This window comes from Rahnella sp. BCC 1045, from assembly GCF_019049615.1.
GTDB classification, from domain to species: Bacteria; Pseudomonadota; Gammaproteobacteria; order Enterobacterales; family Enterobacteriaceae; genus Rahnella; species Rahnella contaminans.
In genome coordinates this window covers 45,880-54,623 of record NZ_JAFMOZ010000109.1, presented here as the reverse complement: position 1 = coordinate 54,623, position 8,744 = coordinate 45,880, and the positions used below count along the sequence as shown (strand labels likewise).

5 protein-coding genes are annotated in these 8,744 nt (G+C 48.3%); 4 read left to right on the top strand and 1 reads right to left on the bottom strand.

Annotated elements, in window-relative coordinates; all coding sequences use genetic code 11:
• Positions 1–39: 39 nt before the first annotated feature.
• Entirely contained in the window at positions 40–2,709 is a 2,670-nt protein-coding gene (adhE, locus tag J1782_RS06480; RefSeq protein ID WP_152325912.1) for a bifunctional acetaldehyde-CoA/alcohol dehydrogenase, read from the bottom strand.
• Positions 2,710–3,240: 531 nt separating this feature from the next.
• Here adhE and J1782_RS06475 point away from each other — a divergent pair.
• From J1782_RS06475 to oppC, 4 genes are all read left to right on the top strand, one after another.
• A complete protein-coding gene (locus tag J1782_RS06475; RefSeq protein ID WP_104921625.1) occupies positions 3,241–3,885 on the top strand; it encodes a YchE family NAAT transporter in 645 nt (214 codons plus the stop codon).
• A gap of 1,176 nt (positions 3,886–5,061) precedes the next feature.
• Positions 5,062–6,702, top strand: coding sequence for an oligopeptide ABC transporter substrate-binding protein OppA (gene oppA / locus J1782_RS06470; protein WP_152325913.1), 1,641 nt, complete (start codon positions 5,062–5,064; stop codon positions 6,700–6,702).
• A gap of 187 nt (positions 6,703–6,889) precedes the next feature.
• Positions 6,890–7,810 (top strand): oligopeptide ABC transporter permease OppB, encoded by a 921-nt coding sequence (gene oppB, locus J1782_RS06465; RefSeq protein ID WP_217152682.1) that lies wholly within the window; start codon positions 6,890–6,892, stop codon positions 7,808–7,810.
• 15 nt (positions 7,811–7,825) lie between these two features.
• A complete protein-coding gene (oppC, locus tag J1782_RS06460) occupies positions 7,826–8,734 on the top strand; it encodes an oligopeptide ABC transporter permease OppC (protein ID WP_152325915.1) in 909 nt (302 codons plus the stop codon).
• Positions 8,735–8,744 lie beyond the last annotated feature (10 nt).

Sequence of the window (8,744 nt, the reverse complement as noted above, 5' to 3'; positions counted from 1 at the left end):
CCTTCCGGCGGGTTTTTTTGCTATCAGAATCTCAGCAGATTATTTTTTGCTGGTTTTCTTCTCAGCTTTAGGCGCTGCAACAACCACTTCTTCAGCAACTTCTTCGCTGAATTCGCGACCGTAGTAGGTATCCATCAGAATCTGTTTCAGTTCTGCAATCAGAGGGTAACGTGGGTTAGCACCGGTACACTGATCATCGAACGCATCTTCAGACAGTTTATCTACTTTAGCCAGGAAGTCTGCTTCCTGAACGCCAGCTTCACGGATAGACGTTGGGATGCCGAGTTCCGCTTTGATTTCATCCAACCAGTTCAGCAGTTTTGCAATTTTCTGTGCAGTACGGTCACCAGGAGCACCCAGACCCAGATGGTCAGCGACTTCTGCGTAACGACGACGCGCTTGCGGGCGGTCATACTGACTGAAAGCAGTCTGTTTAGTTGGGTTATCGTTGGCGTTGTAGCGAATCACGTTAGAAATCAACATGGCGTTAGCAAGGCCGTGTGGGATATGGAACTCAGAACCCAGTTTGTGGGCCATTGAGTGGCAAACCCCCAGGAAGGCGTTGGCAAACGCGATACCCGCGATAGTTGCCGCATTGTGAACACGTTCACGAGCAACCGGGTTTTTAGCACCGTCTTTGTAGCTGGCCGGCAGGTTTTCTTTCAGCAATTTCAGGGCCTGCAGAGCCTGACCGTCAGAATATTCGTTAGCCAGTACAGAAACGTAAGCTTCAAGTGCGTGAGTCACCGCATCCAGACCACCGAAGGCGCACAGTGATTTAGGCATGTTCATGACGAGGTTTGCGTCAACGATAGCCATATCAGGTGTCAGCGCATAGTCAGCCAGTGGATATTTCTGACCGGTTGCATCGTCGGTGACAACAGCGAACGGAGTCACTTCAGAACCTGTACCGGAAGTGGTGGTGACCGCAATCATTTTCGCTTTCACGCCCATTTTCGGGAATTTGTAGATACGTTTACGGATATCCATAAAGCGCAGCGCCAAATCTTCAAACTGAGTGTCCGGGTGTTCGTACAGAACCCACATGATCTTCGCGGCGTCCATTGGGGAACCGCCACCCAGAGCGATGATAACGTCTGGTTTGAAGGAATTCATTTGCTCAGCACCTTTACGAACGATGCTCAGAGTTGGATCCGCTTCAACCTCGAAGAACACTTCAGTTTCAATGCCGTGACCTTTCAGAACGCTGGTGATCTGGTCAGCATAGCCGTTGTTGAACAGGTAACGGTCAGTCACGATGAAAGCGCGTTTCGCTCCATCCGTTGCCACTTCTTCCAGCGCGATTGGCAGTGAGCCACGGCGGAAGTAGATTGATTTCGGAAGTTTATGCCACAACATGTTTTCTGCTCGCTTCGCTACAGTTTTCTTGTTGATCAAGTGTTTAGGACCGACGTTTTCAGAGATGGAGTTACCACCCCATGAACCGCAACCCAGCGTCAGAGACGGAGCAAGTTTGAAGTTATACAGGTCACCGATACCACCCTGTGAAGCCGGGGTGTTGATCAGGATACGTGCGGTTTTCATTTTGTTGCCAAAATAATTCACACGTTCTGGTTGGTTGTCCTGGTCTGTGTACAGACAAGATGTGTGGCCGATACCGCCCATTTCTACCAGTTTCTCAGCTTTGTTTACCGCATCTTCGAAATCTTTAGCACGGTACATTGCCAGGGTAGGGGACAGTTTTTCGTGTGCAAACGGTTCAGATTCGTCAACAACGCTGACTTCGCCGATTAACACTTTGGTGTTAGCAGGAACTTTGATGCCGGCCATTTCAGCAATTTTCACTGCTGGCTGACCTACGATAGCAGCGTTCAGGCCACCGTTTTTAAGGATGATATCAGAAACCGCTTTCAGCTCTTTGCCCTGCAGCATGTAGCCGCCGTGGGAAGCAAAACGTTCACGAACTGCATTATAAGCAGAATCAACGACGATAATGGACTGTTCAGAAGCACAGATTACGCCGTTATCGAAGGTTTTAGACATCAGAACAGAAGCGACAACACGTTTGATGTCGGCAGTTTCGTCAACAACAACTGGGGTGTTACCTGCACCTACACCGATCGCTGGTTTACCAGAGCTGTATGCTGCTTTAACCATGCCAGGACCACCGGTTGCCAGAATCAGGTTCAGGTCAGGGTGATGCATTAATTGGTTAGACAGTTCTACACTTGGTTCATCAATCCAGCCAATGATGTCTTTTGGTGCACCTGCAGCGATAGCGGCTTGCAGCACGATATCAGCAGCTTTGTTGGTCGCATTTTTTGCACGTGGGTGCGGGGAGAAGATGATGCCGTTACGGGTTTTCAGGCTAATAAGCGCTTTGAAAATCGCAGTAGAAGTTGGGTTGGTGGTTGGAACGATACCGCAGATCAGGCCGATTGGCTCAGCGATAGTGATGGTACCGAAAGTATCATCCTGACCCAGAATGCCACAGGTCTTTTCATCTTTGTAAGCATTGTAGATATATTCAGAGGCGAAGTGGTTTTTGATCACTTTGTCTTCGACGATACCCATTCCGGATTCTTCAACAGCCAGTTTGGCAAGGAGAATTCGAGAATCGGCAGCAGCCAGGGCGGCGGCAGCGAAAATCTTATCTACTTGTTCTTGACTGAAGTTGGCATATTCGCGCTGTGCCTTCTTGACTCGTGCTACGAGTGCGTTTAGTTCAGCGACATTTGTTACAGCCATAATGCTCTCCTGATAAAGTTAAACTCTTTTAGTAAATAATCTGCCAAAGACTAGTATAGACCTGCTATCAGTCACCGTGAGAAACTAATTAATGCTAAAGATCTCAATGTGTTGTCTTTGTCTCTTTATTTGCTCAAAGAGCTTTCAGTTGTGAAGCACCGGGTAAAGTCGATATCTTTTAAATCGCCTCTATCACTGAACGTTTTGTCTTCAAGTAACGCTGAGTGACTATGTACTGAGCTTACCTATTTGTAGGCAAGGTGAATTTGATCTGGATCACTGAATACCGATGCTGACACCATTCAGCAGTGTGTTGTTGAGAATGATTATCAAATTTACCCATGGATAATACAGTTTAGTAGCTAAAGTTATCAATAAAAAAACTCATTTTTAACAAAAGCCTTATTCACTGCCTTTATTTCTAAATCTGGTGATAAAAACTATGAAACGGCGTGGCGCCTTTACGGGGATTCCAGTACATTAGCGCCCATCAAAACCTTCTTCTGCTGGCATATTTGTGCGGAGTTCTGCGTGAGCCAATCTTTATTAGATTTTTCAGGGTATATCAAATTTTTCGTCGGCCTGTTTGCACTGGTCAACCCGGTAGGGATTTTGCCGGTTTTTATCAGCATGACCAGCTATCAGGCAGCGGCGGGACGTAATAAGACCAACATGACAGCCAACCTGTCAGTGGCCATTATATTGTCGACGGCGCTTTTCCTTGGCGACGCGATTTTGCACCTGTTCGGGATTTCCATTGATTCGTTCCGTATTGCCGGCGGGATCCTGGTGGTGACGATAGCGATGTCGATGATCAGCGGAAAGCTGGGTGAAGATAAGCAGAACAAGCAGGAGAAATCAGAAACGGCAATCCGTGAAAATGTCGGCGTGGTTCCGCTGGCCTTGCCGCTGATGGCCGGACCGGGTGCGATAAGCTCGACGATTGTCTGGAGTTCACGGTACAACGGCTGGCAGAATCTGCTGGGGTTGACCGTTGCAATCATCTTCTTTGCATTCTGTTGCTGGCTGCTGTTCCGTGCGGCACCTTTATTAGTCCGCCTGTTAGGGCAAACCGGCATAAACGTCATTACCCGTATCATGGGTCTTTTACTGATGTCACTCGGTATTGAGTTTATCGTCACCGGTATTAAAGCTATTTTCCCCGGTTTGCTCTGATTCTTAGCCTGCAAATTCTCGCGGATACATTAACCTTATCCGTGAGAATTATTACTCCTTCTTATAATCCTGTGCATTATTATAGTGCAGCTAATGACTTAATTGAGAGCATTTGCACCCTAATGTGGCGTAAATCTACATTTCACCTTCCTTTTTAATCCAAGTCTCCATTTATTCTAATAAACTTAGCTAATTCTTCGCTAAATACCGTTATTTATTGCCCGTATTGCCGTTAATTTACCCACATCATTCTGTAAGGCTTGTGCAGGCCGTACCGAGATGTTATTAGTGTTAACACAGCAGTTAACAGCGCTTTATCCTTGAAATCATCCGATTGTTAACTGATTGTGTCAGAGCAATTCCTGAACAACCGTCTTTACAAAAAGGTGTGAGAAATACCGTATTAACTCGATATATAACAATGGGTTAAGTGCTATTTCTGATGTGAGGTCGCGGGTGTCCTTCTGGCACACTTAACGCATAAAAGAGAATTACGTAACAAATTTGCAAAATTTATTGGCGCCCGTATCAGGCTTCTGATAATTTTCAAATCGTCTTCAAAAATGGAATTTTGTTTAGAGTCATGCTCTGAGTGAGAATGAATCTTGCCAGGCGTAGAGAGATTGAAGCAATTTCATTTGTTTTGGAGAGTGTCGTGTCATCATGCGTATCACAAAATTATCCTCGCTCGCTTTCCGTGAAAAGAAAGTCAGGCATTGAGATGACGACAATTAACAACCTTGCGTTGACTCTCCCGATTCAACAAAACAAATCTTCAGTACTTCTTCTGATTAAAATGAATGACAGCGCTTAACTGCGACGGATTTTCTATCGCCTTAATCCGGGTTAAAAGAAAATAATCGGGTGAAGTACAGAAATAACAGAATGTGATTGCCTGGTGTGCGACTGAACATTGTGAAGTTACGTACGGGGTTATCAAATGGAGTGGGATCATCCTTAACGATCCCGGAAACCGCACGGCGAATACAGCCTGACGTTTCATCAAACCTGAGATGTAGCAACATGCAGTAATAGGGGACAGCCATCTGCGGGTGGTACTACATGGGGGGCCTTTCTCGAGCAATTCGTTCCTGCTTTTGAAACCCATTGACCCAGCAAGGGTTTATCTTGCACCCGGGCGTGCAAGTTCATAATAAAAATTGGAGTTAAATAAAAATGACCAACATCACAAAAAAAAATCTGCTGGCTGCATGCATCATGGCTGCGGTGGGAACAATTTCTATCAATAACGCAGTTGCGGCCAATGTGCCTGCCGGCGTAACTCTGGCGGCTAAACAAGAACTGGTGCGTAATAACGGTTCTGAAGTTCAGTCACTTGACCCGCATAAAGTTGAAGGCGTGCCGGAATCAAACGTAATCCGTGACCTGCTTGAAGGCCTGGTTAATACCGACAGCAAAGACGGCAGCGTAATCCCCGGCGTAGCAACCAGCTGGGATAACAAAGATTTTAAAGTCTGGACCTTCCACCTGCGTCCGGAAGCTAAATGGTCAAATGGCGATCCTGTCACTGCAGAAGATTTCGTTTACAGCTGGCAGCGCCTGGCTGACCCGAAAACCGCTTCTCCATATGAGAGCTATCTGCAATACGGTCACATCGAAAACATCGATGACATCATCAGCGGCAAAAAAAGCCCTGATACCTTGGGTGTGAAGGCGATTGATGACCATACCCTGCAAGTGACACTGACCGAACCTGTTCCGTATTTCGTAAAAATGCTGTCTCACACCGCGATGAAGCCGGTAAACAAAAAAGTGGTTGAGAAATTTGGCGACAAATGGACTCAGCCTGAAAATTATGTGAGCAACGGCGCGTACACCCTGAAAGCCTGGACCGTCAACGAACGTATCGTTCTGGAACGTAGCCCGACTTACTGGGACAACGCGAAAACTGTGATCAACCAGGTGACTTACCTGCCAATCTCTTCTGAAGTGACAGACGTAAACCGCTACCGCAGCGGCGAAATCGACATGACTTACAACAACATGCCGATCGAACTGTTCCAGAAACTGAAAAAAGAAATCCCGGCTGAGGTTCATGTTGACCCGTATCTGTGTACTTACTACTACGAAATCAACAACCAGAAAGCGCCATTCACCGATTCCCGCGTTCGTGAAGCTCTGAAACTGGGTCTGGATCGCGACATCATCGTGAACAAAGTGAAAGCGCAGGGCGATCTGCCAGCGTACGGCTACACACCGCCTTACACCGATGGCGCAAAACTGACGCCTCCGGCCTGGTTCAAAGAAACGCAGGAACAACGTAACGAGCAGGCGAAAAAACTGCTGGCCGAAGCAGGTTACACTTCCGCTAAGCCTCTGACGTTTGATCTGCTGTACAACACCTCTGATCTGCACAAAAAACTGGCTATCGCTGCTGCCGCTATCTGGAAGAAAAACCTGGGCGTTGACGTTAAACTGGTCAACCAGGAATGGAAAACCTTCCTCGACAGCCGCCATCAGGGCAACTTCGACGTTGCACGTGCAGGCTGGTGCTCTGATTACAACGAACCTTCTTCCTTCCTGAACACCATGTTGTCTGACAGCAGCAACAACACTGCGCACTATAAGAGCCCGGCGTTTGATAAAGACATCGCTGATACTCTGAATGTGAAAACTGACGAAGAACGCGCTGCGCTGTATCAGAAAGCGGAAGCTCAGCTCGATAAAGACTCTGCTATCGTGCCTGTTTATTACTACGTGAACGCCCGTCTGGTGAAACCTTACGTCGGTGGTTACACCGGTAAAGATCCACAAGACAACGTCTACGTGAAAGATCTGTACATCATCAAACACTAATTAAATAGTGCAGAGCAGGGCATCCCCGAGCTGCCCTGCTCGTTGTATTTTGATGAAGGTAAAGTTTTTAGCGCGAAATTTTCGTGCTGAAGCAAAGAGCCACCATGACGGTAATCACCCGATGGCCGTCGTGATCAAGCCATAAACTATCAAGCTGTAGTGACAGGCTTAGAAACAGGTACGGGCAATGTTAAAGTTTATTTTACGCCGCTGTCTGGAAGCGATTCCGACGCTATTCATTCTGATCACCATTTCGTTTTTTATGATGCGTCTCGCACCGGGCAGCCCTTTTACGGGTGAGCGTAATCTTCCGCCAGAAGTGATGGCGAACATTGAGGCGAAATACCACCTCAATGACCCGATGTATAAGCAGTATTTCCACTACTTAGAACAGCTGGCGAAAGGTGATTTCGGCCCGTCGTTCAAATACAAGGATTACACCGTTAATGATCTGGTTGCGGCCTCGTTCCCGGTTTCAGCGAAACTCGGGCTGGCGGCATTTATCATGGCGATTTTCTTTGGTGTGTCGGCGGGTGTTGTTGCTGCGCTGAATCAAAACACGAAATGGGATTATACCGTGATGGGCGTGGCGATGACCGGGGTAGTTATTCCCAGTTTCGTGGTTGCGCCGTTACTGGTGCTGATATTTGCGATCACCCTGAAATGGCTGCCGGGCGGGGGCTGGAATGGCGGCGGAACGAAATACATGATCCTGCCGATGGTCGCACTCTCACTGGCGTATATTGCCAGTATCGCGCGTATCACCCGCGGTTCTATGATTGAAATTCTGCACTCCAACTTCATCCGTACGGCTCGCGCCAAAGGTTTACCGCTGCGTCGCATTATTCTGCGTCACGCACTGAAGCCCGCGCTGCTGCCGGTACTGTCCTATATGGGGCCAGCTTTTGTTGGGATCATCACCGGTTCTATGGTTATCGAGAGCATTTTCGGATTGCCGGGCATCGGCCAGCTGTTTGTTAACGGAGCATTAAACCGTGACTACTCGCTGGTTCTCAGCCTGACCATTTTGGTGGGCGCATTGACCATTCTGTTCAATGCAATCGTCGACGTGCTGTACGCCGTCATCGACCCGAAAATCCGTTATTAATGCCGGAGTACGTCAATGATCTTAAGTAAAAAAAATAGCGACGTCGTCGAAAACTTCAGCGAAAAGCTGGAAGTTGAAGGCCGCAGTTTGTGGCAGGACGCGCGACGCCGGTTTATGCATAACCGCGCTGCGGTCACCAGCCTGATTGTGTTGGCCTTTATCGCACTTTTCGTTACGTTTGCGCCGATGTTGTCACAGTTTGCCTACGACGATACTGACTGGAACATGATGTCTGGCGCGCCTGATTTCGCCTCTCATCACTATTTCGGCACCGATTCTTCTGGCCGTGATTTGCTGGTGCGTGTGGCTATCGGCGGGCGCATTTCCCTGATGGTCGGTGTGGCTGCGGCCCTGGTGGCGGTGATCCTCGGTACGCTGTACGGATCTTTGTCCGGCTATCTGGGCGGTAAAATCGACTCCGCCATGATGCGCCTGCTGGAAATCCTTAACTCCTTCCCGTTCATGTTCTTCGTTATCCTGCTGGTAACGTTCTTCGGGCAGAATATCCTGTTGATCTTCGTGGCAATCGGGATGGTGTCCTGGCTGGACATGGCGCGTATTGTTCGCGGTCAGACCCTCAGCCTGAAACGCAAAGAATTCATCGAAGCTGCGCTGGTGAGTGGTGTGAACACGCGCAATATCGTTTTGCGTCACATCGTCCCTAACGTGCTGGGTGTCGTGGTGGTGTATGCGTCACTGCTGGTTCCAAGCATGATCCTGTTCGAATCCTTCCTGAGCTTCTTAGGTTTGGGTACGCAGGAGCCACTGAGCAGCTGGGGCGCGTTGCTGAGCGACGGCGCCAACTCGATGGAAGTTTCACCTTGGTTGCTGCTGTTCCCGGCAGGTTTCCTGGTTGTCACTCTGTTCTGTTTCAATTTTATCGGCGATGGCCTGCGTGATGCCCTCGACCCGAAAGATCGTTAAGGAGTGCGAC